Below are 24,269 nucleotides of genomic sequence, written 5' to 3'. Positions count from 1 at the left end.
ATTCCTCCCATTTGATTCAATCTGCCCCATGGGTGCAGGAGGCCCGCAGACTTTCCGCCGTGAGCGTATTTGCGCTGCGCACCATCTCCATCGGCGTCCCGATAAACACCACTTCACCGCCATTTTTCCCTCCGTCGGGGCCAATATCAATGATCCAGTCCGCCTGCTTCATCACGTCAAGATTGTGTTCAATCACCACCAGGGTGTTCCCGCGGGATACAATCATGTCAAACAAATTTAACAGATTCTGTATATCGGACATGTGCAAGCCTGTGGTCGGCTCGTCCATTACAATGATACTGCCCTTTTTCCCCAGATTCTTTGCCAGCTTGATTCTCTGGCGCTCACCGCCGGACAGTGTGCTGAGCGGCTGGCCTAACGTCAGATAGGACAGTCCCACCTGCTGCATCACTTTCAGGTGTTTCCTGATTTTTGCGTCCTCAAATACTTCCATTGCCTGAGAGGCGGTCAGCCCCAGCAACTCGACAATATTTTTCTCTTTATAGGTGCAGACAAGCGCCTCCTGATTGTACCGCATGCCGCCGCAGGCTTCACACTCCGTCACAATCGGGTCCATAAACGCAAGCTCTGTTACAATCACGCCCTTCCCGCCGCACACCGGACAGGCGCCTGCCGAGTTGAAGCTGAACAGACCGTCCGGCTTGCCGCTTTCCCGCGCCAGAAGCTTGCGTATCTCATCAAAAAAGCCGAGATAGGATGCCGGGGTGGAGCGATTCGTTGCCGTGATCGGCCCTTGATCGATCATCACAATGTCGTTCTCGTATTGTTTGGCAAACACCTGAGAAATCAGGGTGCTCTTTCCTGAACCGGCAACGCCGGTCACAACCGTCATGATGCCTAACGGAATATCCACGTCCACGTGCTTCAAGTTGTGGAGACAGGCGTCCCGAACCGGCAAATATCCCACCGGCCGGCGGGGCGTCTGTTTCACCGGCAAGGACTGGAGCATTGCCTTTCCTGTTAAGGTATCGGCCTGGAGCAGTTCCGGGTAGCTGCCCGCAAAAACAATCCTTCCGCCGTTTTGCCCCGCCTGCGGCCCCACGTCAATGACATAGTCCGCAATTGAAATGACATCCTTGTCGTGCTCTACCACAAGTACCGTATTTCCCTTGTCGCAAAGCTGCCGGAGCAGGTTATTCATGCGGTAGACGTCGCGGGGGTGCATCCCGGTGCTGGGCTCGTCAAAAATATAGGTCAGCCCGGTCAGGCTGCTGCCCATATACCGGACCAGCTTCAGCCGCTGCGCCTCTCCACCGGACAAGGATGGCGTATCCCGGTTTAAATGCAGATAGGGCAGACCGATCTCGATCATTCTGTCCAGTCCCTCTATTAAAGTATACAGCAAAACCTCTACCGTTGGATTGTATATTTGCGACAAAACTTCACGGAGCTGCGTCAGTTCCATCCCGCACATGTCTGCGATGGAATAGCCGCCAATTTTGCAGCTCAGAGCCGCCTCATTCAGCCGTTTTCCGTGACAGTCTGCGCATTCCATCTCGGTAATCAAATTTTGGGACTTCTCTTGTGTATGCTTGCTTTTCTGGCTGACATCCCGGTTCAAAAGCGTTTTTGTGTACTTGTGAAACAAACCGGTCACTTTCGAATTTTCCGGTTCCCCTTTGCCGTCCCGGGACCCGTACAGAAGCAGATTGTATTCTTCACTGGAATACTCTTTAACCGGCTTATCCAGATCAAACAGGCCGGACTGCGCATATTGCTTCCAATACCAGGAACCGGGACGATACAAAGAGTCCATGACGCAGCCCTCATTCCAGGACTTGTTGAGGTCCAGTATGGCCTCCACATCAACCTTTGTGACTTTCCCAAGGCCGGAACAGGTTTTGCACATGCCGTTGGGATCATTAAAGGAGAAATAGGACGCTGTCCCCACATAAGGTTGTCCGATCCTTGAAAACAGCAGCCGCAGACTCGCGTACAGCCCGCTGATGGTTCCCACTGTCGAGCGGGCATTCCCTCCCAACGGAGATTGATCCACCACGACAGATGCTGTCAAATTGTCAATTCGCTCTACGGCCGGCTTTGGATATTTGGGAAGCCTGGACCGCACAAACGCCGGGTAGGTGGCGTTCATCTGCCGCTGTGACTCTGCCGCGATGGTATCAAAAACAATACTGGATTTTCCGGAACCGGATACCCCGGTAAACACAGTGATTTTCTCCTTTGGAATTTGGAACGTCACATGTTTTAAATTATTTTGAGTCAGCCCCTGCACAAGAATATCAGACATTTTCTATACCTCTTTTCCTATCATCCCATAAGTAACGCTGTGATAACCACCGCAGCATCACTATTCCCTATAAAATGTTTTGCCCCGCTCTTACTCATGGCAATATGTCCTTCGCCCTTAAAAATGTTCATCTTAGTCAACAATACTACTTCATCTGACCTTTGCGGTTATTCTTTTTATTTTACAGCATCCTATAACCATATACATGACATTTTTTGCTGACTTCCGTACATTCTTATATTATGGCTATCAAATAATATAGAAGCCACACCAATCAGAGAATACAAAAAATACAGGCGCAAGGTATGATTGATTTAAAACAGACCTTTCTATCAAACAAAAATCACAATGCCAGCAGCACTACCGGCCACTGACATTGTGATTTTTTTCACTTCGTTTCCCGCCGAAAACCTGTTGATCATTATCAAAACAAGCAATCGGCTATAGCTAAAACAAATCCGTCTTTTAAAATTTTGCAGTCTATTTTTAAATCGTTTAAAAATAAGATCATTGTTAGATATCAGGCAAAACAGAATAAACTGTGCAACAAGAATACATAAATAAAAACCCTGAAAGCCAGCATATAAGCCAGTTTTCAGGGTTTTCCTCTGGTCGAGGTGAGAGGATTCGAACCTCCGGCCTCTACGTCCCGAACGTAGCGCTCTACCAAGCTGAGCCACACCTCGATGGCTGCGGAAGAAGGATTTGAACCCTCACAAACAGAGTCAGAGTCTGCCGTGCTACCATTACACAATTCCGCAACATTCAATTAAATCAGCGCTTTACAGGGACTTTTCCAAGCCCTCATCGGAGCGCCTTAGTTATTATATGATAAGTCTTCACAAATTGCAAGCCTTTTTTTAAAAAAGTTGGGATTTTTATGAAGTTTCTTTTATATTGCTTTAGAACAAAGATAAAGGATGCAAAGTCTTGCAACAGACCCGGTTAAAACGAATCATCCTATCCCTTTGCATCCTTTTAAAGATTACCCCTCGCTGATAAAGCGCTTAATTTCCTTTGCAACCGCATCGCAGGTTGATTTTCCATCCCAGTGTATATTGTGGGAAGCACCGTCAATTTGGTAAAACTCCACTTTTGCATTGCTCAAAGACTGCTTTAAAAGTTCTTCATCCTCCTGCATAAAGAAGACGTCCTCCGTGCCCCAGATGATATCTACCGGGCAGGTAACCGCCGCCAGCCGCTGCGTGTTGTCCAAGCCGTTGCAGCCGTTAAAGATATAATACCAATCCATGTAAGGCAATGTTTTCGCGTGCGCATACAATGCATTTTTAAAATTGGCGTCTTCATTGGTAGTTTCTGTCCAGGATTTAATGAAATCATCCGGAATTTCCTGCGCTTCGTCATATCCGCGCACCCCCAGGAAATCTGTTCCGTCCCCCTGTAAAATCCAATCCAATGTGGGATTGTTTACAATTTTTGCACTGGAAGAAATCAACACACCTTTCGGAAACTTTTCCGGTTCCGTCAATAAAAGTTCCTGAGTAATAAGAGAACCCAGAGAGTGTCCAACCGGCACCACTTCATCCAGACCAATTTGATCGAGCAGACTCAGGATGTCGCTGCAATGCTGATCAACTGTATACCCTTTTTCGCCCGTCTCTGGCTTGTCCGACTTACCATGGCCTCTCAATTCCGGAATATAGCAGCGATATCCATCCTTTGCCAGTTCCGGTGCAACCTGCGACCAGGAAATGCGGCTGTCCGTAGCGCCGTGGATTAGGAGCACCGGAACGCCGTCCTCCGGTCCGCACACCAGATAAGTCATATTGATGCCGGTGTCCAATTTTACGCTGTTTTCTTTCCAATCAACCTGCATGATTGTGGACCAATCTTCGCCCTGCGGCGCTTTGCCATCCACTGCTTCAGAATTAGAGGGTGAAGACACACCCGGCTGCACACTTGTGCCGCAGGCTGCCAGGGAAGCACAAAGTATGGCACAAGCCACTATCCATGCAATGCGCTTTAATTTCATAAACCCATCTCCTTATCATATAACACGTTGTAACTTACACTACCATTTATGAATAAAAATGTCAAGAAACTTTCCTTTTTCTGACTTTGATGCAAATTTTCCGTTTTTTACTTTGCATCATGTTAATACGCAGATTGAAAATCGCCAGCCAAAATTTATTTTAAAAGCTGTTTTTCAGGCGGCAGGCAATTTGTTTTCCGGTCGGTGTAGCGGCAAGTCCCCCCAGTCCTGTTTCTTTTAACGAAAGAGGCATACTGTCTCCCACCGCACGCATGGCATCCACCACTTCGTCTGGCGGGATGCGGCTTTCTACGCCCGCCAGGGCCATATCGGCACATGCCAGGGCGTTTACCGCGCCGATTACATTGCGCTTGACGCAGGGAACCTCCACCAATCCAGCAACTGGATCACATACCAATCCCAAAAGATTCTTTAAAGCCATAGAAAACGCGTGAGCAGCCATTTCCGGCGTTCCCTTTCGGAGAACCACAAGTGCCGCGCCCGCCATTGCGGAAGCGGAACCAACCTCTGCCTGGCATCCTCCCTGCGCGCCCGCAATGCTGGCGCGGGAGGCGATTACCTGTCCAAAGCCTGCGGAAACATACAGCGCATGGATCATCGCTTCTTCCGTTGCGCCAAAGTGTTCCTGATAGGTAATCAGCACCGCTGGAATTACACCACAGGACCCGGCCGTCGGCGCGGCCACGATTCGTTTCATGCAGGCGTTACATTCCCCCATTTTCAGCGCGCGGGCGACTACGCTGCCCATAAACGCGCCGCAGATCGTTTGGTTTTGCCGTACCGCACTCTGCATCTTTCCGCCGTCACCACCTACTAATCCGCTGGAAGAACGCTCCGAAGCACAGTAGCCTTCATCGGCCTTGCACATGGCACGCCACATCTTCTGCATCTGCAGCAGCGAATCTTTTTCCTGTATATTGCCCTCCAGCAGATCGTCTTCCAGTACAATTCTCCATATTGGTTTGTTCTGTTCTTCCGCACGGTTTAATAACTCCATTACGGACTGAAACGCCATTATAACGCCTCCCCTGTTCCAATGTTAATGCAGGTAACTTTTAAAATGCCATCTAATTTGCGCAGAGCCGCTAAAAGCGATTGGGATATCGGTTGGTCCGTCTCCAAAACCATCACCGCATACCCTACGCGGACATCGCGGGACAGATGCATGGAAGATATATTCACGCCTTCAGTCGCCAGCAGCCCGGTCACCTCTGCAACGTGTCCCGGCTGGTCCAGGTTGTGGACCACCAACGTCGGACGCTCTCCGCTAAAGTTGGTCTCCAAGCCGTCAATCCGGCAAACCTGGATTCGCCCTCCTCCCAGAGAAGACGCAATGACCTCCAACCCTTTTCCTGCCAAATCAGCCACACGCAGCATAACGGTATTGGGGTGCACGTCTCTTAATTGGACTGTTCCTTGTTTGACAATAATTCCTTTTTCCTTTGCCAGCCGCAGACTCTCCGGAATCCGCATGTCGTCCGGCTGCATTCCCAACAGTCCCGCAACCAGTGCACGATCTGTACCATGCCCCTGTCCTGTTTCCGCAAAGGAACCATGAAGCAGCATCTCTATTTTGATTGGTTCCTCTCCCAGCAATTCCCTCGTAATATAACCGATGCGGACCGCACCCGCTGTATGCGAACTGGACGGTCCAACCATAACAGGGCCTAATATGTCAAAAATACGCAATGCCTTCACCAACCTTTTCCCGATGACCCGATTTATTAATACTATTATTCTATTCTTTTTCTATTGTAATCACAAGCAACTCTTTTATCGTAATAAAAAGCCGTATGCAGCGCTGTTTGCACTGCATACGGCTACATTGTCATGATGCGCGATGTTCTTTGTTTTCCAGATACTTTTTACGGGTAATTTGAAATTTTTCAATCCAGCCTTTTTTGTACTTCAATGAAATATACCCGATAATACTTGCCACCATCGCTCCCACTGCATCGACCACCAGATCCTTCATGGTATCCATCAATGCAGCCCGGCCCGCAAGCAGAGTTCCATCTTCCAACGCAAACTTCTGCATATTTAATCCCAAAAGTCCATCGAACGTAAACTCATAGAACTCCCAGAACACTCCCAGTGTCACTGCAAAACAGAAGGCGAACGCCGCCACAAAGAACGGACTTAAATTGACAGGAATTTTCTCCGCATTGTTAAACAGCGCCACAAACGAAAAGCCAAGGGCGCCGATCATCGCGCCGCTGAACCAGTGCAGAACCGTGTCCCAGGATCGGATATTATAATAAAAGCTTTTGACTTCTCCCAAATAAATCGCACAGTACAAAAAGATTACAAACAAAATCATCATACCGGACGGTATTTCAATTTTCAGTTTTTTAGAAATGACGCCCGGAAGAACCATCACAACCATGCCAAGGATACACTGTGCAAACATCAGGACATAGTCGCTTTTCAGGCGTTCAAAACTGCCTTCTTCCGGATGTGCCGGCGCAATTACCAAACGAATTGCGACAAAAACAGCAGAAACCAGCAGTGTTAAAAATACAAAAACGGTGATAAGCCGGCTCCAGTTCCATTTCTTTGGGTTCATAAAACTCCTCCTATCCATTTCTACCATTTTAAACAAGCTTAACCGGAAATATTCTTATTTTATCACATTTTCCCACAACTTACCTGCATTATGAGAAGCATGACATAAAAGCAAAAAGGCCCATAGATGGATTTCCCATCTATGGGCCTTTATCCGCCAAAGATTATTTTTTCGCTTTGGGAGTTCTTTTTCTCGCCGCTCTTTTTGCAGCCGGTTTCTCCGCCGGTGTTTCATCGGCTGCCACGACCGCCGCTTCCACTTTTTTTTCTGCAGCCGCTTTTGTCCTGGTTGCTCTGGTCGTTTTTTTCGGCTCCGTCTTCACGACTTCCTTGGGCTCTTCCACGACGACCGCTGTTTCTTCCGGCTCTGTCGCTACAGGCGTTTCTGCTGCCAGCTCAACCAGCTTCCACTGCTGGTTATCGCCGTTAAGGTCTTCCCAAATCTGCACATTTGCGCCGTCCTCCTGGGACATGCCTACAACGTCTACGCATTTGCCGGAAACCTTGGATTTAATTTTATAACAATCCTCCACGGCTGCTTCCACAAACCACAGCTGGCTGTCTGAACCCACTACATCCCACTGATGCAGCCATGTGCCATTTTCAGAGCCGCCCAGCATAATGTCCAGTGCTTTGCCGGAGCCTTTGTTCATCAGCTTATAATACTGATCGCCCCCGTCAATAAACTGCCACTGCTGGTTCTCCGCACCGGTCTGCTGATTCATCTGTACCTTGCGGCTTTCACCGTCAAGTTCCGCTTCCAACACTTTCCCGCTCTGCTTCGAAACAATGGTATAAATTTTATTGGAGAAAGCTTCCTTTTTTTGTCCGCTCATGTTCAACGCTCCCTTGCCACAGAAATTTATTTTTCTATGTTATTTATTATAACACGTACCAAACGAAAGTCAACGATGCCAAATTCCATCGATTCAATCTTTGGAAAAGAAGACAAAAGTCAATTGTTACCAAAATGAAAACCAGACACATTCACTACGAAATTTAACGAAAAATCCGCATTTTTCCTGGACTTGACGCCTCTACGGTTTCTGCACAGCAACGCTGATACCGTCAGGCAAACCTGTATATTGCGTCTTTTTTCCTCCATAATAAAACGAGAAAGGAGGCGTGCAAATGAACGTCTATGATTTCCACGTGCGTCAGATGAACGGAAAAGAGCTTGCTCTTTCTGACTATAAGGGTAAAATTCTACTCATTGTCAATACTGCCAGCAAATGTGGTTTTACACCGCAGTTTGAAGACCTGGAAAAATTGTTTCAAAAGTGTCGGGATCACGGCCTGGTCATTATGGGGTTTCCCTGCAACCAATTTCATGAGCAGGACCCGGAAAGCAATGAAAAGATATTGGAATACTGCCGATCCAATTACGGCGTAACGTTCCCCATGCTCGCAAAGACAAACGTCAAAGGACCGCAAACCGAACCGCTTTTCCGATATTTGACCAATGAAAAGGCCTTCCAGGGCTTCCATCCGGAGCATTCGCTCACCAACGTGTTGGAAGACCTCCTGCGTAAGGAAGACCCAAACTATGCACAAAATCCGGATATCAAATGGAACTTCACAAAATTCCTTGTGGACCGCAGCGGTAATGTAGTTGCCAGATTTGAACCGACTGCCGGCCTCAAGGAAGTGGAAGACTCCATTCGCAAGCTGTTATAAACGATTAAAAATGCTCCGCCGGTGGCTTTCATCGGCGGAGCTGCTTTATTTATACCATAAAGAGGCACAGCCTCCGTCACAACGGTTCAATATTCTCTCAGCCGTCGGAAGCTCTGCTTCCAGTCACGGTGTGAGGTTATTATACCATAAAGAGGCGCAGCCTCCATCACAACGGTACAATGTTCTCTCAGCCGTCGGAAGCTCTGCTTCCGGTCACGGCGTGAGGTTATTATACTTTAAATGGGAAAGCGTCTCTTCCTGCATAACAGGCAGCCTCTCCCAGTTCTTCCTCAATACGGAGCAGGCGGTTATACTTTGCCACACGGTCCGTACGGCATGGGGCGCCTGTTTTAATCTGCCCTGCATTTGCCGCGACCGCCAAGTCCGCAATGGTGGTATCCTCTGTCTCCCCCGAACGGTGCGATACCACGGCGGTATAACCCGCGGCACGGGCTGTTTCCATCGCGTCCAGCGTTTCTGTCAGCGTACCAATCTGGTTGACCTTGACCAAAATCGAGTTTCCGGCCTTTTTATTAATACCTTCGCGCAAACGTTCCGCATTGGTTACAAACAGGTCGTCCCCCACCAGCTGAATCGGCAAAGACTTTGTCAGCATGGTCCAGCCTTCCCAGTCCTGTTCCCCAAGGCCGTCTTCAATGGAAATAATGGGATACCGGTCAATTAACGCGTTCCAATATGCCGCCAGCTCTTCTTTTGTCAATGTCTTTCCCCGTTTGGGCAGGGTGTACACTCCGTCCTGATACCATTCGCTGCTTGCAGCATCGAGCGCAATTTTAATGTCCTCGGTGGTATAGCCCGCTTCCTGCACCGCCCGAATAATCCATTCGATCGCTTCTTCATCCGAGGAAAGATTCGGCGCAAAACCGCCCTCGTCTCCCACTGCGGTCGCAAGGCCATGCTCTTTGAGAAGACGACCCAGCGTATGATAAATCTCGCTGCCCCATTGCAACGCTTCCCGGAAGCTTTCCGCGCCGACGGGCATAATCATAAACTCCTGTATATCGATATTATTGGTCGCATGCGCACCGCCGTTCAAAATATTCATCATCGGAACGGGCAGCATATGCGCCTTCATGCCGCCGATATAGCTGTAAAGCGGCAGGCAAGCCGCTTCCGCCGCCGCATGCGCTGCCGCAAGCGAAACGGCTAAAATGGCGTTTGCTCCTAATTTTGACTTGTTTTTTGTGCCGTCCAATTCCAACAGTTTACGATCCAAGAGCGTTTGACGCAACGCGTCCATTCTTGCCAATGCCGGCGCAATGATTTCATTGATGTTGCGCACCGCTTTCAGAACACCTTTGCCGCCATAGCGCCTTTTTTCACCGTCGCGCAGCTCATGCGCCTCATAGATCCCGGTTGAAGCGCCGGAAGGAACGCTTGCTCTGCCGCATGCGCCGCAAGCTAACACAACCTCCGCTTCCACTGTAGGATTCCCACGGGAATCCAGAATTTCTCTGCCTCTGATTTTTGCAATCCTACAATCCAACATGACTCCACCTCCAAATAGAATTCATGTTTTATTGTTGCACATATGCCGCCATTTTAAACCCGCTGACCAATCATTTGACCGTAAAGCTCCAGGAGTTCGTCTGTCCCACAGAAATCTGAGATGATATCCATCAAATGCAAATACGATACCTGATAAGCATTTAACACAGCAACCGCTTTCTCCACTTTTTCTCTGCAGATAGAAACGTCGCTCAATTTTATCATTTGATCTGAAAATTCTCCCAAGATTCCATAAGAGTCATAACAGCCTAATTCAGGATGCTCAAAATGCTCTAATATCGTTTTGTAGCCGCTCACTCAAATACCTCCCTGGATTCATATGATATATCGTCATGATAAACAATAAAGCTTGCACAGTCAACCATCATTTACCATTTTTTCAATTTTTTGTTTCACTATACAAACAAGATTGAAAATATGACTCTATTTAAAGGAATATGTACAGCGTATTCTATCAAATAAAAGAAAGAAGCTCCTGTGAATTTCTGCAAATTGCACAAAGAACTTCTTTATTTTTCTACAACGATTTTATTCTTTCAATCTGATCGGCTGTCACACGTGCATAAATCAGCGGCTTTTGCGGTGGTAATTCTTCCTTTATCGATACAGATTTCTGAAATAATTCTTCCGCGACATGGAATTTTTCCAGTCCCGAGGTATAAAAATCCGCAATCGGTTCCCCCTCCTGAACTGGCTCTCCAATCTGTTTGCGCAACACAATTCCCGCGCTGAAATCAACGGCGTCTTCTTTCTTCTCTCTGCCTGCGCCAAGCTCCACCGCGGCTATCCCGCACCGCTCCGTATCGATCGCATACAGATAGCCGGTCTTCTGTGCAACAACGGCCCGGCAAACAGACGCTTTGGGAAATTTTTTAAAATCTTCTAACACAGAGACATCCCCGCCCTGCGCCGCAACCATTTCCTTTAACTTGGCAAACGCCGCGCCGTTCTCAATTTGACGCTGCGCCAAAACCCGGCAGGTATCCACATCGCCTTTTCCGGCCAACATCAGCATATTGGAGGCGAGCTCCATGCAAACCTCCGTCAGGTCCGCCGGTCCCCGGCCCTGCAGAGTTTCACAAACCTCCTGAATTTCCAGCGCATTGCCAATGGCACAACCGAGCGGACGGTCCATATCTGTAACCAGGGCAATGGTGGTTTTGCCCACCTGCTCCCCGATGGAGACCATTTCCTGCGCCAGCGCGATGGCGTCTTCCACGGTCTTCATAAACGCCCCGCTGCCCGTCTTAACGTCCAACAGGATGCGGTCCGATCCCGCCGCGATCTTTTTGCTCATAATGCTGGATGCAATCAACGGCAGACTGTTGACGGTCGCCGTCACATCCCGCAGGGCATACAGCTTTTTATCTGCGGGAACCAGGTTGCCGGTCTGCCCAACGACGCTCACGCCGATCCTGCGCACAACATCGAAAAAGGTCTGCTCATCCAACGCGGTCCGCAACCCCGGAATCGATTCCATCTTATCGATTGTCCCGCCCGTATGCCCCAGCCCGCGCCCGCTCATCTTTGCCACTCGTACGCCCAATGAAGCAACGACTGGCGCAATCACCAAAGTGGTCTTATCCCCCACGCCGCCGGTGCTGTGTTTATCGACCTTGATCCCGTCGATTGAGGAAAGGTCCACCATGTCTCCGGAGCGTGCCATACACAGGGTGAGAGCCGCCGTCTCCTGCGGCGTCATACCCTGAAAATAAATGGCCATCAGCAGCGCGCTCGCCTGATAATCCGGAATATCGCCTGCTACATAGCCGTTCACAAAAAATTGAATTTCCTCATCTGAAAGCGCTTCTCCGTCCCGCTTTTTTGCAATAACGTCATACATTCTCATGAGATTCTTCCTCCTTTCCTCCTGAAATATTCGCAGGCCCGAATCCCAAAGGAAGCAGTTCCCGAAGGGTATGTACCTGCCAGTGATCCGGGCTGTCCGCCAATATAATTTGGAATATATCCGGATCGCAAAATTCCATCATGACCTGGCGGCACACGCCGCAGGGCGGACACAGCGATTCAACGGGCTTTCCCTCCGGCCCTCCCACGATTGCAATGGCGGTAAAGGCCCGCTCTCCCTCGCTGACCGCCCGGAAAAATGCCGTGCGCTCTGCACAGTTGGTGGGCGAATACGACGCGCATTCTACATTACAGCCCGGATAAATCTTTCCCGATTTTCCCAAAAGAGCTGCTCCAACCTGAAACTTTGCGTACGGCGTGTACGCTTTTTCACGCGCCGCAAGCGCCGCTGTCACCAGTTTTTTGTGTTCCATTCCATTACTCCTTATCAAAGAAATGAACGCATCCTTTTCAGAATCAATAGCCGTGTGCTTCTTCCTTCTTGATCAGTTTGACGATCCGGCTTGTTCCCAACCGCGACGCACCCAACGCGGCAAAGCGCTCCGCATCTTCCAGGGAAGAGATGCCGCCTGCCGCCTTGATCTTTATGCGAGGGCCCACATGCTTCTGAAACAGCGCCACATCGTCAAAGGTCGCGCCCGCTGTGGAAAAGCCTGTGGAGGTCTTGATATAATCCGCGCCGGATTCTGCCACCACCTGACACATGCGTATTTTTTCCTGTTCCGTCAGCAAACATGTCTCGATGATTACCTTGAGAATCCGACCCCCGCAGGCTGCTTTGATCTGCCTGATTTCTTCCAGCTGCTGCTCGTACAGGCCGTCCCTGATCCATCCGAGGTTTGCCACCATATCGATCTCATCCGCACCGTTTGCAATCGCATCCTCTGTTTCAAATACCTTTGCCGCTGTTGTCGCATAGCCGTTTGGAAAACCGATTACGGTACAAACCGCCATGCGTTCCCCCACGTACTCCTTCACGCGCTTGACATAGCTCGCGGGGATACAGACGGACGCCGTGTGATACTGAATCGCATCGTCGCAGACCTGTCGTATCTCCGCCCATGTAGCCGTTTGCGTCAGAAGTGTATGATCTACCATTTTCAGCAATTTTTCCTGTTCCATTTTTCTCTTCCTTCCCTGTATCATTTTGAAGTACATTTAACGCACGCCCTTTTCATACGGTTCTCCATCCGCCTTTGGGCCGCGGACCGTCCCACAAACAAGACCAGCACCAAAATGGTCAGCAGATACGGCAGCATGGCAAGAATTTCAGACGGGACGGGCGCTTTGCCGCCGCCTAAAAACACTGTCAGCGCCTGTGCAAAGCCAAACAAAAGACAGGCCCCGTACGCGCCGTGCGGCGTCCATTTGCCAAAAATCACAGCCGCAAGCGCAATGAATCCCTGGCCGCTGATCGCCACCGGTGTAAACTGCGGGATCACCGCCAGCGTCATGGAAGCGCCGCCAAATCCAGCCAGTATACCGGAGAGAATTACGCAGATATACCTTGTTCCACGCACATAGATTCCCATTGTATCCGCCGCTGTCGGATGCTCTCCAACCGCCCAGATGCGCAGGCCCCATTTGGTCCTGTAAAGGATAAACCAGAGAATCAGCATAGCAGCTAAAGCAAGCGGAACCGTTACGTCTACATTTAGATTCTGTGTTACTCCATTAAGCTGATTATCTCCTAATACTTTTGGCAACTTATGCGCAACCGGCTGCGTCATTGTCGCACCGTCAAAATACAGCCGGCAAATAAACAATGCCAGGCCGGGGCCGATTAAATTCAACGCAATGCCGGAAATGGTCTGGTCCGCATGGAACGTAACGGAAGCAACCGCATGTAAAAGCGCCATACAGCCTCCCGCCGCGCCGGCGGCCAGAAGACCCAGCCATGGATTTTGAGAATAAAATCCCACCGCCGCACCGGCAAACGCGCCAATGGTCATCATTCCCTCAATTCCCAGGTTGATTACCCCGGCGCGCTCGGATATCACGCCGCCCAGGGCGCCAAAAATCAAGGGAGCAGAATACATCAGCGTTATGCCAATCAGCAGGGAAAGATCATTCAGCACGACGACTCCCCCTTCTTTCCAGCCTGTCCGCCAGAGCCGGCACGATTCTGGTCAGCGCCACAAAAAAGACAATTGTGCCGATCATGATGTTGATGACCTCCGTCGGCGCTCCAACCTCCGCCTGAATCGACTGCCCGCCATAGAGAAGGCCGCCAAACAGAAGGCCGGCGAAGATACAGCCGATGGGGGAACTTCCCGCAATAAAGGCGACCGACAGCCCATTAAAACCGTTGTTTTCAAATGCGGCCAGCGTGGATATGCGATGCGGATTGGTCCCGGTGATGATCATAGCGGCCGCCAATCCGGAAAGCGCACCCGCTATCAACATGGCCTGAACCATGTTGCGCTTCACCGGGATGCCGGAAAGCTCCGCCGCCGCATGATTGGAACCGACCGCGCGGAATTCAAAGCCCTTTACGGAACGGTACAGCAAAAACCAGATCAGGAGCGCTGCGGCAACCGCCGTCAGGAATCCAAAATTGACGTCCGTTTTCAATAAAATTTCTGAAAGCCATTTGTGCTGCCGCAAAAACGCAAGCCCCTCATCCGATGTCTTCCAGTTGGGCAGCAGCATCGTGTAGCTGCTCCGCTGGACCGGATAGGTCGCCGTGCTGTTTGGCTGGTGAAAAAGTTTGCTTTGCACCACAAAATTGGAAAGATACAGTGCAATCCAGTTCAGCATAATACTGGTCAGCACCTCGTGGATGCCAAATCGGGCTTTGAGCAGCCCTATAAGGCCTCCATAAAGCGCCCCTGCCGCCATACCGGACAGGATCACCAGCGGGACCTGCAGAACGGCGGGCAGATGCAGCAGATACCCCACCAGCGTGGAAGCGATCGCCCCCACAATATACTGACCCTCAGCCCCAATGTTAAAGAGGCCCGCTCGATAGGCAAACGCCACACTGATCGCCGTGAGTGTGATTGGCGCAGCCTTGATGATTACATTTGAAATATATTTGGGCTTTGAAAAGATGCCGTGGAACAGCGCGCCAAACGCTTCTGCCGGGTTGTATCCGGCAGCCAGCAGAACCACCGAAGCCACGAGAAAACCGAACAGAACGGCAATGAGAGTGGAAGTGATGGGCTTTCTCAACAGCTTAACCGTTTTCTGCATACCGCTTTCCTCCCGCCATCAACAGGCCAATCGTTTTTTCGTCGGCTTCCTCCTGCTGAAATTCCCCGACAATCTGTCCGTTATAAAGGACGGCAATCCGGTCGGAGACGTGCATCACCTCATCCAGCTCCAAAGAGATCAGCAGGATTGCCCGGCCCCTGTCACGCTCCCGCACCAGAGTGCGGTGCACATACTCGATCGCCCCCACGTCCAGCCCGCGCGTTGGCTGTACGGCAATCAATACGTCCGGCTCATTGGAAACCTCCCGCGCGATAATCACCTTCTGCTGGTTGCCGCCGGAAAGCCCCCGCACCGGCTGCTGTGCGCAGTCCTCCGGACGGACGTCGTATTCCCGTATCAATTCGTCTGCAAACGAAAGGATTTTGCCGCGGTCCAGCACGCCACGCTTTTGAAACGGTTTTTCCCGGTATTTCTCCAATACCGCATTTTCCGCTACGGTAAAATTCAGTACCAGTCCACGTCTCTGGCGGTCTTCATGGATCGTGGAAATTTTGTGGTCGACCACGTTCCGCGGCGTCGTATTCTGCACTTCCACACCGTTTATCCGGATCGTCCCGCTTTTGCATCCGGTCAGGCAGGTAATTGCCTCCACCAGTTCCTTTTGTCCATTTCCGTCCACGCCGGCTATTCCAACAATTTCTCCCCTGCGCACTTGCAGAGAAAGCTCCCTTACCGCATCCACGCCGCGGCTCCCGGCAACGGTGAGACGGTCCAGCTCAAGTACGGTGTGCCCCGGCTGAGCCGGCGTTTTTTCCACCACAAGCCGGACGGCGCGTCCCACCATTTTGCTCGCGAGCTCTTCTTCGTTCACATCCTGCACGGAAACGGTATCGACCCCTTTTCCCCTGCGGATCACCGTACAGAAATCCGAGCTCGCCTTAATCTCCTTCAGCTTATGCGTAATGATAATAATCGTTTTTCCGTCCGCTACCAGGTTATGCATGATTTGAATCAGCTCATCGATTTCCTGCGGCGTCAGAACAGCGGTCGGCTCATCCAGGATCAGCAGGTCCGCCCCGCGGTACAATGCCTTTAAAATCTCCACGCGCTGCTGCATGCCGACGGAAATATCCTCTATTTTAGCGTCCGGGTCGACTTGCAGGCCGTATTTTTCCACAATCTGCCGGACCTGCTCGCGGGCTTTTTTCATATCAAGGATTCCGCACGCATGAACGGGTTCTTTCCCCAGAATGATATTCTGCGTCACCGTAAAATTGTCCACCAGCATAAAGTGCTGATGCACCATGCCGATCCCATGCGATATGGCAACATTAGGGTTTTTGATTGCGACCATTTCCCCGTTTAAGTATATTTCGCCCTCGTCGGCTTGATACAAACCGTACAGAATATTCATCAGCGTGCTTTTTCCCGCACCGTTTTCTCCCAGAAGGGAATGAATCGTCCCTTTTTCAACGTCCAGATTCACTCCATCCAGTGCATAAAAGCTGCCGAACCGCTTGGTGATACCGTGCATCTGCACCGCATATTCTTTTCTGATCTCCATTCTCCGCCCTCCCACGCAATGCACTGTTACAGGAAGCGGGGCGTTTTCTGATAAAACGCCCCGCCTGCCGCCAGAACTCTTTATCCGGTCCACAGGCCCGGCTTATCCAATGAACTGCGTATATTCCTCCGCATTGGCGGGCGGAATGACTTTGCCGCTTTTAATCAATTCTTCTACCTTGAGCGCGTCCTGGTACGTCTTTTCTCCCATCAACGTGAAGTCCTCCGGGATACCGACCGCACCTTCTGTGAGCCCGTACGTGTAGGTTCTGCCGCTGGTCTTCTCTCCGTTTATTATCTCTTTGGAAACCGACTCTACCGCGACGTTCACCAGCTTGACAGCAGACGTCAATACGTTCTTGGGGGCAAGGTACGCCTGGTCGCGGTCAACGCCAATGGCCAGCTTGTTGGCGTCTTTTGCCGCTTCAATCACGCCGACTCCAACGCCGCCCGCCGCATGGAATACAATATCGCAGCCGTCGGAAAACATTTTGGACGCAATGGCTTTGCCCTTGGACGCGTCGGTAAAGCTCTCCGCGTACTGCACATCGACGGTGACGGTCTTGTTCAGCTCCATTGCCGCATAGGCGACGCCCGCCTGATAACCGTATTGGAATTGGTCGACAATGTCGCTGGTCACGCCGCCCACAAAACCGACCCGATTGGTCTTTGTGGTCTTTGCCGCAATGTAGCCGACGATAAAAGAAGGCTCCTGTGCGCGGAACATAACGCCCGTGATATTCTCGGGCATTGTTGCCTCGTCATAGGCATTATCCACAATGGCATAGTGAATGTCCGGATTTGCTATCGCCGCAACAGTGACGGCGTCCGCCATGGCAAAGCCCACACCCCAGATCAGGTCCGCATTGTCGTCGGCCGCTTTATCCAGGTTGGTCGCGTAGTCCGCTTCCTGCTTGGATTCAATATAGCTTACCTTTGCTCCCAGCCCCTTTTCCAGCTTTTGCAGGCCCTCCCACGCAGACTGGTTAAACGACTGGTCGTTTACGCCGCCGGCGTCGGTCACCATACAAATTCTAAAACCGTTTGCCGGGCGGCTTTCCGGTTTGGATTCTCCCGCCGAACCAGAGGAGGTTTGGGAAGCCCCTTCGCTGGAGGATTCCCCAGCGCCGCAGGCTGTCATGGCAAACGCCATTGTACCTGCAAGTAAAAAAGCAATGATCTTTTTCATGGAAACGATCTCCTAAACGTTATGATTTTGTTCATTCTCTGCAAACAAGCAGAAAAAGGCGTATATCACATTCGTTCCCATGACGCGGCCTGATTATTCAGAGATAGACAGCGCGATTTCCATCATATCGCGGAAACTGGTCTGCCGTTCTTCGGCGGAAAGCGATTCTCCCGTAAACGGGCAGTCAGAAATTGTCAACAGGCAGAGCGCCTTTTTGCCCGCGCGCGCCGCATTCATGTAGAGCGCGGCGGATTCCATTTCCACCGCCAGCACACCCATCTTTTTCCAAGCTGCCAAAGCGTTGACGTCGTCGTCATAGAATGTGTCTGAGGACAGCACATTGCCGACGACTGTGTTAATCCCGTGCGCTCTGGCATACTGCACGGCCTTCTGCGCAAGGTCAAAGTCGGCAATCGGCGCAAACGGACCCGGCAGATGGTACTGCGCGGCATAATTGGAATTGGTACAGGCGCCAATTCCCACGACGATATCGCGGACTTTTACGCCGTCCGCTATCCCCCCTGCGGAGCCGATGCGGATGATATTTTCCACATCGTAAAAATGATACAGCTCATAGGAATAGATGCCGATGGACGGCATGCCCATACCGCTCCCCATGACGGAGACACGTTTGCCCTGGTATTCGCCCGTATAACCAAGCATATTGCGCACGGTATTGAAGCAGACCGGATGTTCCAAATAGGTTTCCGCAATAAATTTTGCACGGAGCGGATCGCCGGGCATCAGGACGGTTTTTGCAAGGTCACCAGGTTTTGCCGCATTGTGCGGCGTCGGTGTTGTAGCCATATGCAAGCTCCTGTTCTTTCCACAGTTTGGCACTGCTTTATTTTTTGAGGATATCTTTCAGCCGGGAAATCCCGGTAATCTCCTGCTTTACGTCAAAATAGTCCAGAATCGTCGCACCTATATCCGCAAACGACGGCAGCGTGCCCAGGTTGACCCCTTTTTTGACACGGGGACCTGCAATCAGCCAGGGGGTATATTCGCGGGAATGGTCTGTTGACGGTGTGCTGGGATCGCAGCCATGGTCTGCCGTAAACATCAGCAGGTCATCCTCCCGCAGGTTTTCCAACAAATCGGGGACGGCCCGGTCCACCTCTGTCAACCCTTTTGCATAGCCCTCCACATCATTGCGGTGTCCGTACAACATATCAAAGTCCACCAGATTAACAAAGCAAATGCCTTGAAAGTCCTTTTTTACCCATTCCAGCGTACGGGCAAGCCCCTTGCTGTTTCCGCTGGTGCGCGTAAACCGTGTGATCCCCTGCCCTGCAAAAATATCGTTGATTTTCCCTACCGCGATCACGTCCAGTCCGGCGGCTGAAAGCTGGTCCAGCATTGTGACGCCGGGCGGCAGCAGGGAAAAGTCGTGCCGGTTGGAAGTGCGGGTAAAATCCGGATATTCGCCTGTAAAGGGCCGCGCAATCACTCTGCCAACGCTGTGCTCCCCGGTGAGCAGTTCCCGCGCGATCCCGCAGTATTGATACAGCTCCTCCACGGGAACGACGCTTTCATGCGCGGCAATCTGAAATACGCTGTCCGCCGAAGTATAAACAATCAGTGCGCCTGTCTCCACATGTTCTTTCCCGTAATCCTTAATGACCTCCGTGCCGGAATACGGTTTGTTGCAGATTACACGTCTGCCCGTACGGCGGCTGAATTCCTCCAGCAACGAGGCCGGAAAGCCTTCCGGGTAGGTTGGCAGAGGCCTGGGCGAATAAATGCCCGCAATTTCCCAGTGACCGATTGTGGTATCCTTTCCCTTGGAGCGCTCAATCATGCGGGCAAACGCCCCTTTCGGATGCTCCACTCCAGGGCGGCAGGCCACGCCGTCTATGTTAAACAGACCCAGCGCCTGCATATTCGGCGTGGAAAAATATTGGCTTGATGCAGCGGCAGCCAGCGTATTGCTGCCTTGATCGCCATACTGTGCGGCATCCGGCATTTCTCCGATTCCAACGCTGTCCAATACCATTAAAAAAACGCGTTTCAATGGATCCCTCCTGTCTGAACGGACATGATGCATTTTATAACCGTTCCTGTTTTTATTTATTATAGTACATCCACGGTGCTTTTTCCATCATAGGAAATAGGGAAAAATCATAAGATTTCCAGCGCACTCGCTTTAGCACTCATCAATTTCAAGTGCCAAATTTAATAATTTATTCTTATTTTTATAACGTTTTTGTCACACTCCTTTTATATACTTAGAATTATAAAAGGCAAGAAAGACAACATAGGAAAGAAGGTGGTTGCGCTTGAAAAGCCTTTCTTGCAATATACCACAAGCTTGTTCAATTATACCAACAGACATTTAAATGGGAGGTAGTATGATGTTTGATCTGATTCCTTTTGAGCACAGAAACAACAACTTATTTAATTATTTTGACCAGATGTCCCGTAATTTCTTTGGCGAGACGGAAAAAGAATTTGCCCCCTGCAATACCGATATTATCGACCAGGGCAGCCAATATCTGCTGAAAGCAGATTTGCCGGGCTTCAGCAAAGAGGATGTTCATATTGATATTGACGGAGACCGCCTTACCATTTCCGCGGAGCATACGGAGGAAACCAAAAACGAGGATAAAAACTTTATCCGCAGAGAGCGCCGGTACGGCTCTATGAGCCGCAGCTTTGATATTTCCTCCATTGACGCAGGCGGCATCCAGGCAGAATACAAAAACGGCGTCCTGGAACTTGTTCTTCCCAAAAAAGAGGAGGCCGTCCCTGCAAGCCGCCGTATTGAAATCAAATAGTTTGTCCTGTTTTCTGATCCTTTCAAACCGAGCCGGGCCCCATGTTTTAGGTCCGGCTTTTTTATGCCGCATCATCTTTTTCTTCCCTGTAGAAATCTATAGTAAAATAGTATATAATAAGACATATCACAATATAATGGAGGTTTGCTATGCTGAACATCGGGTGCCATCTTTCCTCTGCCAAGGGATACCTGAACATGGGAAAAACCGCCCTTTCCATCGGGGCCAACACCTTTCAATATTTTACGAGAAATCCGCGCGGCAGCCGCGCCAAAGCGGTAAATCCAGCAGACATTGCGGCGCTTGTCTCTTTTGCCCAGGAGCATCAATTCGCCACGCTGCTGGCGCATGCGCCGTATACGCTCAATGCGTGCGCAGCCGACGAAGGCTTGCGGGAATTTGCCAGAAACGCTATGCAGGAAGACCTCGCCACCATGGACCTGCTCCCCGGCAATCTATATAACTTTCATCCCGGCAACCACGTAAAGCAAGGGCCCGAAATCGGCATAGAACGCATTGCAGAGACGTTAAACCAGATTTTGCGCCCGGATCAGAAGACGACGGTCCTGCTGGAAACGATGTCCGGCAAGGGCACTGAAGTGGGGCGCTCCTTTGAAGAACTGCGCGCCATTCTGGACCGCGTGACACTTTCCGACAAAATGGGGGTCTGCATTGACACCTGCCATATCTTTGACGCCGGGTACGATATTGTCAATGATCTGGACGGCGTGCTGAAACAATTTGATCAGGTGATCGGACTGGACCGGTTAAAGGTGATTCACTTGAACGACAGCCAGAATCCCATCGGAAGCCATAAGGACCGCCACGCGCGCATTGGCGAAGGGCAGATCGGACTGGACGCTCTTGTGCGCATCATCAACCATCCGCTGCTCCGCCACCTGCCGTTTATTTTGGAAACGCCGAATGAGACGGAGGGCCACGCAAAGGAAATCGAGCTGCTTCGCGGCTTGTACCAAGAGTAAAAGGGAAAAACCGCATATTCAGGAACGCAAAGTCTGTGAAATGCCAAAGAACACCAGACCATTATGAAACGATAAAACCCGCCGCATACCGCAGTTTGATAGAAGGGGGAAATCTGTTATGATTTTCGACTTTGCCTGTGCAGCTTTCCCATGGGTAGCGCTTGGTAGCGGACTTGCCTGCGTCCTGGCCTATTTTACTCACCGAAAAAAGGACTAATGTCCTCCGCTTCGTTTCACTATGAAAAATCCCCGGCTACAGTTTAAAAGCCTGTAGCCGGGGATTCTCTGTTCAACGAAAGTTTACTGCCCGCCCCTGTGGGAACATTGACCTATCCGCCGCATTTTCCGCGCCAATTACCAACCTGGCGGGCATAACGCTTGTCAACACGACCGATGACCTCAATTTTTCCCTGATTTTTTATTCGCCAATGATCTTAACCAACGCATGTTTGTCGCGTTTTCCATCGAACTCAAAATAAAAAATCTGTTCCCAGGTGCCAAAATCCAGCCTGCCTTCGGTAACCGCCACCACCACTTCACGGCCCATGACTGTACGCTTCAGATGCGCGTCCGCATTGTCCTCAAAGCCGTTGTGGCAGTACTGGCTGTAGGGCTTTTCCGGCGCCAGTTTTTCCAGCCAGACCTCATAGTCGTGATGCAGTCCGGACTCGTCGTCGTTGATAAAAACGCTCGCCGTGATGTTCATCGCATTGACCAGGATCAGCCCCTCTTTGATCCCGCTTTCCCGCAAGGCCGCTTCTACCTGCGGTGTGATATTGACTAATCCTCTGCGGGAGGGAATATGGAACCACAGTTCTTTTCGGTAAGATTTCATTTGCAACGTCCCTTTCCTGAACCATTTTCTCCATCTTACCACGGTCAAAGACCTGATGCAAGCTCCATCATTATGCGTTTTTCCAACGGCTCAACGCGGGGAAATACAGCATCATTTCTTTTTTTGCCGCTTCCCTGTCCGTATACATACCAGACTCCATGCCTATATTCAGGCAAAAGTTGATCATCTGCTCCATGGTGCAATCCGCCGTGAAAGCGCCGTCTTTATAACAATAGCAGCAATATTCTTCATTTTTGCTTCCGTCCGCATTGGTACCATAGTGCTCCGCTTCCGTCATCGGCATACCGCAGCTCTGGCAGAAATCTGCCAGCGCCACATAAATATAAATTTCCGCGTTGCGGCAGTCCGCACAGGGCGGATACTCTTCAAAATCACAGGTGAAGCTGCGCGCAAGCGGCGTATTCCAGACTTCCTTCCAAAAAGCGCCCGTATCCTTTTCCGCGTCGCCGTGGAAGGTAAACTTTGCATATTTTCCCGCCGGAACCACCACACTCTTAAACGCGCCGGAAACCTCCTGTAAACCGTCCGTTTCACAGCAGACGACTGCGTCATAGACGTTCGTATTATCTTTCTGATAGTTGGTATACAGGCCGTAGATTGTTTCTCCTTTCCTGTTGGGGATCTTCTCCAGGTCTCCTCCAAAGAAACGCTGCCACAAACCGCCGATCTTCTCCATCATTTCCGGTTCTTCATTATCCGTGCGTACCCAAATGCCCGTCAATGTTTTCTCCTGCAGTGTTACGACTTCATAATTCATCATTATTTCCTCACTTTTCCCGGGAAACCTATTGGCGTTCCCGTTTTCTGTCTGTAGTATAGACCACATAACTGGACAACAGGATGTCATATAGAAAAAGAGTTAAAACTTTTGTTCTGTTTGGTATTGGTCGATGATGCGTTTGGCTTGCTCCTGCAAAAGCCCTTGCAGGTAGGACGGCGAAATCACCTTTACATGCTCCCCAAAGGACAGCAGGTAACTGCACAGCCAGTCGTCCCCCGGATATTGAGCGGTCACAAAAAAACTTCCGTCTTCCCTCTTCTGTATCTGATCCGGCGCAAATTCGTCAAATAATCGAAACGCCACCTTGGGAGAAAACACCAGCTCCACCTGGACCAGGCAGTCGCACGCCGTTTCCTGCATTTCCAAATCTGGAACGGGCATGCTCCTCGGTTCAATGGATTGATCTAACACCCGCACATCCTGCATACGGCTGATTTTAAACGTGCGAAACGCCCGCTTGGACAGGCAATAGGCCTGCAAATACCAGCTATTGTTTTTAAATCGCAGCTTGACCGGCTCTGCTCTCCGTTCGCTTTTCTCTCCGGCCCCGTTATAATAGACAAACTCGACTGCGCGGCTTTCTAAAATCGCGGTTTTCAAAGAGACAAATTTCTGCCTCTCCCATTCTCCGCCGCCCCAACGGGAAAAGTCCACATCAATCCAGTCCACACTGCTCCGGCGGAACAGGCCGCTGAGCCGGGTGAGCGTCTGCTGGCTCTGTACGGCGTTCGTAGCCTGCAGGCTCTGCAGCGCAAACAGGATTTCGTCCTGCTCCGATTCGGACAGCAGCGACTTATTCAGCACAAAATTGGGCAGAAGCTGGATCCCTCCGCCGCGCCCCTTGCTTGCGTAGATCGGAATGCCCGCGCCGGACAATGTATCAATATCCCGATAGATGGTCCGTGTGGAAACCTCAAAATGTTCCGCAAGCTTTGCCGCCGTGACGGAGCCGCGCTCCATCAGCAAATAGACGATTTCAAACAGGCGATGTATCTGCATAAAAATATTTCCCTTCTCTCTTTCTCCTGCTATTAAGTATA

22 protein-coding genes, 2 tRNA genes and 1 pseudogene are annotated in these 24,269 nt (G+C 50.6%); 3 read left to right on the top strand and 22 right to left on the bottom strand.

Going from position 1 to position 24,269, the window contains the following annotated elements:
- Positions 1-16: 16 nt before the first annotated feature.
- From I4V53_RS04105 to I4V53_RS04070, 8 genes are all read right to left on the bottom strand, one after another.
- Positions 17-2,269, bottom strand: coding sequence for an ATP-binding cassette domain-containing protein (locus tag I4V53_RS04105; RefSeq protein ID WP_195984123.1), 2,253 nt, complete (start codon positions 2,267-2,269; stop codon positions 17-19).
- A gap of 609 nt (positions 2,270-2,878) precedes the next feature.
- Positions 2,879-2,955, bottom strand: a tRNA-Pro gene (locus I4V53_RS04100).
- Position 2,956: 1 nt separating this feature from the next.
- A tRNA-Gln gene (locus I4V53_RS04095) sits at positions 2,957-3,030 on the bottom strand.
- Positions 3,031-3,254: 224 nt separating this feature from the next.
- On the bottom strand, positions 3,255-4,262 hold the full coding sequence (locus I4V53_RS04090) for an alpha/beta fold hydrolase (protein WP_195984122.1): 1,008 nt from the start codon (positions 4,260-4,262) through the stop codon (positions 3,255-3,257).
- Between the two features lie 160 nt (positions 4,263-4,422).
- Positions 4,423-5,298, bottom strand: coding sequence for an L-serine ammonia-lyase, iron-sulfur-dependent, subunit alpha (sdaAA, locus tag I4V53_RS04085; protein WP_195984121.1), 876 nt, complete (start codon positions 5,296-5,298; stop codon positions 4,423-4,425).
- Positions 5,298-5,981 (bottom strand): L-serine ammonia-lyase, iron-sulfur-dependent subunit beta, encoded by a 684-nt coding sequence (gene sdaAB / locus I4V53_RS04080; RefSeq protein ID WP_502709353.1) that lies wholly within the window; start codon positions 5,979-5,981, stop codon positions 5,298-5,300. Before sdaAB ends, sdaAA begins: the two co-directional genes overlap by 1 nt.
- A gap of 130 nt (positions 5,982-6,111) precedes the next feature.
- Positions 6,112-6,849: a DUF2238 domain-containing protein gene (locus I4V53_RS04075; RefSeq protein WP_195984119.1), complete on the bottom strand. Its 738-nt coding sequence runs from the start codon at positions 6,847-6,849 to the stop codon at positions 6,112-6,114.
- Positions 6,850-7,012: 163 nt separating this feature from the next.
- Positions 7,013-7,684, bottom strand: coding sequence for an RICIN domain-containing protein (locus tag I4V53_RS04070; RefSeq protein WP_195984118.1), 672 nt, complete (start codon positions 7,682-7,684; stop codon positions 7,013-7,015).
- 295 nt (positions 7,685-7,979) lie between these two features.
- Between I4V53_RS04070 and I4V53_RS04065 the strand changes: the two genes are divergently transcribed.
- Positions 7,980-8,525: a glutathione peroxidase gene (locus tag I4V53_RS04065; RefSeq protein WP_195984117.1), complete on the top strand. Its 546-nt coding sequence runs from the start codon at positions 7,980-7,982 to the stop codon at positions 8,523-8,525.
- A 229-nt stretch (positions 8,526-8,754) separates the two neighbouring features.
- Here the strand turns inward: I4V53_RS04065 and eno are convergent, their stop codons facing one another.
- From eno to I4V53_RS04010, 11 genes and pseudogenes are all read right to left on the bottom strand, one after another.
- A complete protein-coding gene (eno, locus tag I4V53_RS04060; protein WP_195984116.1) occupies positions 8,755-10,035 on the bottom strand; it encodes a phosphopyruvate hydratase in 1,281 nt (426 codons plus the stop codon).
- A 53-nt stretch (positions 10,036-10,088) separates the two neighbouring features.
- Entirely contained in the window at positions 10,089-10,352 is a 264-nt protein-coding gene (locus tag I4V53_RS04055) for a DUF6514 family protein (protein WP_195984115.1), read from the bottom strand.
- A gap of 220 nt (positions 10,353-10,572) precedes the next feature.
- Positions 10,573-11,904, bottom strand: coding sequence for a pyrimidine-nucleoside phosphorylase (locus tag I4V53_RS04050; protein ID WP_195984114.1), 1,332 nt, complete (start codon positions 11,902-11,904; stop codon positions 10,573-10,575).
- Entirely contained in the window at positions 11,891-12,337 is a 447-nt protein-coding gene (locus tag I4V53_RS04045; RefSeq protein ID WP_195984113.1) for a cytidine deaminase, read from the bottom strand. Before I4V53_RS04045 ends, I4V53_RS04050 begins: the two co-directional genes overlap by 14 nt.
- Positions 12,338-12,380: 43 nt before the next feature.
- Positions 12,381-13,046 (bottom strand): deoxyribose-phosphate aldolase, encoded by a 666-nt coding sequence (gene deoC, locus I4V53_RS04040; protein WP_195984112.1) that lies wholly within the window; start codon positions 13,044-13,046, stop codon positions 12,381-12,383.
- A 36-nt stretch (positions 13,047-13,082) separates the two neighbouring features.
- Positions 13,083-14,002: pseudogene (locus tag I4V53_RS04035) on the bottom strand (ABC transporter permease).
- Positions 13,992-15,119, bottom strand: coding sequence for an ABC transporter permease (locus I4V53_RS04030; RefSeq protein WP_195984111.1), 1,128 nt, complete (start codon positions 15,117-15,119; stop codon positions 13,992-13,994). The pseudogene I4V53_RS04035 and the gene I4V53_RS04030 overlap by 11 nt, the downstream one beginning before the upstream one ends.
- Positions 15,103-16,644 (bottom strand): ABC transporter ATP-binding protein, encoded by a 1,542-nt coding sequence (locus I4V53_RS04025; RefSeq protein WP_195984110.1) that lies wholly within the window; start codon positions 16,642-16,644, stop codon positions 15,103-15,105. Before I4V53_RS04025 ends, I4V53_RS04030 begins: the two co-directional genes overlap by 17 nt.
- 102 nt (positions 16,645-16,746) lie before the next feature.
- Entirely contained in the window at positions 16,747-17,832 is a 1,086-nt protein-coding gene (locus I4V53_RS04020; protein WP_195984109.1) for a BMP family ABC transporter substrate-binding protein, read from the bottom strand.
- A gap of 93 nt (positions 17,833-17,925) precedes the next feature.
- Positions 17,926-18,639, bottom strand: a complete 714-nt coding sequence (gene deoD, locus I4V53_RS04015) for a purine-nucleoside phosphorylase (protein ID WP_195984108.1) — start codon at positions 18,637-18,639, stop codon at positions 17,926-17,928.
- Positions 18,640-18,676: 37 nt separating this feature from the next.
- Positions 18,677-19,879: a phosphopentomutase gene (locus tag I4V53_RS04010; RefSeq protein WP_502709352.1), complete on the bottom strand. Its 1,203-nt coding sequence runs from the start codon at positions 19,877-19,879 to the stop codon at positions 18,677-18,679.
- A 307-nt stretch (positions 19,880-20,186) separates the two neighbouring features.
- Between I4V53_RS04010 and I4V53_RS04005 the strand changes: the two genes are divergently transcribed.
- Positions 20,187-20,609: an Hsp20/alpha crystallin family protein gene (locus I4V53_RS04005; RefSeq protein WP_195984106.1), complete on the top strand. Its 423-nt coding sequence runs from the start codon at positions 20,187-20,189 to the stop codon at positions 20,607-20,609.
- Positions 20,610-20,758: 149 nt separating this feature from the next.
- The gene (locus I4V53_RS04000; protein ID WP_195984105.1) at positions 20,759-21,592 is read left to right on the top strand and encodes a deoxyribonuclease IV; all 834 of its coding nucleotides are present in this window, start codon (positions 20,759-20,761) and stop codon (positions 21,590-21,592) included.
- Between the two features lie 418 nt (positions 21,593-22,010).
- Here the strand turns inward: I4V53_RS04000 and I4V53_RS03995 are convergent, their stop codons facing one another.
- From I4V53_RS03995 to I4V53_RS03985, 3 genes are all read right to left on the bottom strand, one after another.
- Positions 22,011-22,427, bottom strand: a complete 417-nt coding sequence (locus I4V53_RS03995; protein ID WP_195984104.1) for a secondary thiamine-phosphate synthase enzyme YjbQ — start codon at positions 22,425-22,427, stop codon at positions 22,011-22,013.
- A gap of 70 nt (positions 22,428-22,497) precedes the next feature.
- The gene (locus I4V53_RS14140; protein WP_195984103.1) at positions 22,498-23,208 is read right to left on the bottom strand and encodes a zinc ribbon domain-containing protein; all 711 of its coding nucleotides are present in this window, start codon (positions 23,206-23,208) and stop codon (positions 22,498-22,500) included.
- Between the two features lie 99 nt (positions 23,209-23,307).
- A complete protein-coding gene (locus I4V53_RS03985) occupies positions 23,308-24,228 on the bottom strand; it encodes a helix-turn-helix transcriptional regulator (protein ID WP_195984102.1) in 921 nt (306 codons plus the stop codon).
- Positions 24,229-24,269 lie beyond the last annotated feature (41 nt).

The sequence above is a fragment of the Clostridium sp. D33t1_170424_F3 genome, from assembly GCF_015667585.1.
Lineage (GTDB): Bacteria > Bacillota > Clostridia > Oscillospirales > Acutalibacteraceae > Anaeromassilibacillus.
This window is presented reverse-complemented; position numbering and strand designations above follow the sequence as displayed.

What these genes read in the sequence shown, in the direction of transcription:
- I4V53_RS04105 (WP_195984123.1), bottom strand. Translation starts at nt 2,269, where the DNA reads ATGTCTGATATTCTTGTGCAGGGGCTGACTCAAAATAATTTAAAACAT.
- I4V53_RS04090 (WP_195984122.1), bottom strand. Translation starts at nt 4,262, where the DNA reads ATGAAATTAAAGCGCATTGCATGGATAGTGGCTTGTGCCATACTTTGT.
- sdaAA (WP_195984121.1), bottom strand. Translation starts at nt 5,298, where the DNA reads ATGGCGTTTCAGTCCGTAATGGAGTTATTAAACCGTGCGGAAGAACAG.
- I4V53_RS04075 (WP_195984119.1), bottom strand. Translation starts at nt 6,849, where the DNA reads ATGAACCCAAAGAAATGGAACTGGAGCCGGCTTATCACCGTTTTTGTA.
- I4V53_RS04070 (WP_195984118.1), bottom strand. Translation starts at nt 7,684, where the DNA reads ATGAGCGGACAAAAAAAGGAAGCTTTCTCCAATAAAATTTATACCATT.
- I4V53_RS04065 (WP_195984117.1), top strand. Translation starts at nt 7,980, where the DNA reads ATGAACGTCTATGATTTCCACGTGCGTCAGATGAACGGAAAAGAGCTT.
- eno (WP_195984116.1), bottom strand. Translation starts at nt 10,035, where the DNA reads ATGTTGGATTGTAGGATTGCAAAAATCAGAGGCAGAGAAATTCTGGAT.
- I4V53_RS04050 (WP_195984114.1), bottom strand. Translation starts at nt 11,904, where the DNA reads ATGAGAATGTATGACGTTATTGCAAAAAAGCGGGACGGAGAAGCGCTT.
- I4V53_RS04045 (WP_195984113.1), bottom strand. Translation starts at nt 12,337, where the DNA reads ATGGAACACAAAAAACTGGTGACAGCGGCGCTTGCGGCGCGTGAAAAA.
- deoC (WP_195984112.1), bottom strand. Translation starts at nt 13,046, where the DNA reads ATGGAACAGGAAAAATTGCTGAAAATGGTAGATCATACACTTCTGACG.
- I4V53_RS04030 (WP_195984111.1), bottom strand. Translation starts at nt 15,119, where the DNA reads ATGCAGAAAACGGTTAAGCTGTTGAGAAAGCCCATCACTTCCACTCTC.
- I4V53_RS04025 (WP_195984110.1), bottom strand. Translation starts at nt 16,644, where the DNA reads ATGGAGATCAGAAAAGAATATGCGGTGCAGATGCACGGTATCACCAAG.
- I4V53_RS04020 (WP_195984109.1), bottom strand. Translation starts at nt 17,832, where the DNA reads ATGAAAAAGATCATTGCTTTTTTACTTGCAGGTACAATGGCGTTTGCC.
- deoD (WP_195984108.1), bottom strand. Translation starts at nt 18,639, where the DNA reads ATGGCTACAACACCGACGCCGCACAATGCGGCAAAACCTGGTGACCTT.
- I4V53_RS04010 (WP_502709352.1), bottom strand. Translation starts at nt 19,879, where the DNA reads ATGCATCATGTCCGTTCAGACAGGAGGGATCCATTGAAACGCGTTTTT.
- I4V53_RS04005 (WP_195984106.1), top strand. Translation starts at nt 20,187, where the DNA reads ATGTTTGATCTGATTCCTTTTGAGCACAGAAACAACAACTTATTTAAT.
- I4V53_RS04000 (WP_195984105.1), top strand. Translation starts at nt 20,759, where the DNA reads ATGCTGAACATCGGGTGCCATCTTTCCTCTGCCAAGGGATACCTGAAC.
- I4V53_RS03995 (WP_195984104.1), bottom strand. Translation starts at nt 22,427, where the DNA reads ATGAAATCTTACCGAAAAGAACTGTGGTTCCATATTCCCTCCCGCAGA.
- I4V53_RS14140 (WP_195984103.1), bottom strand. Translation starts at nt 23,208, where the DNA reads ATGATGAATTATGAAGTCGTAACACTGCAGGAGAAAACATTGACGGGC.
- I4V53_RS03985 (WP_195984102.1), bottom strand. Translation starts at nt 24,228, where the DNA reads ATGCAGATACATCGCCTGTTTGAAATCGTCTATTTGCTGATGGAGCGC.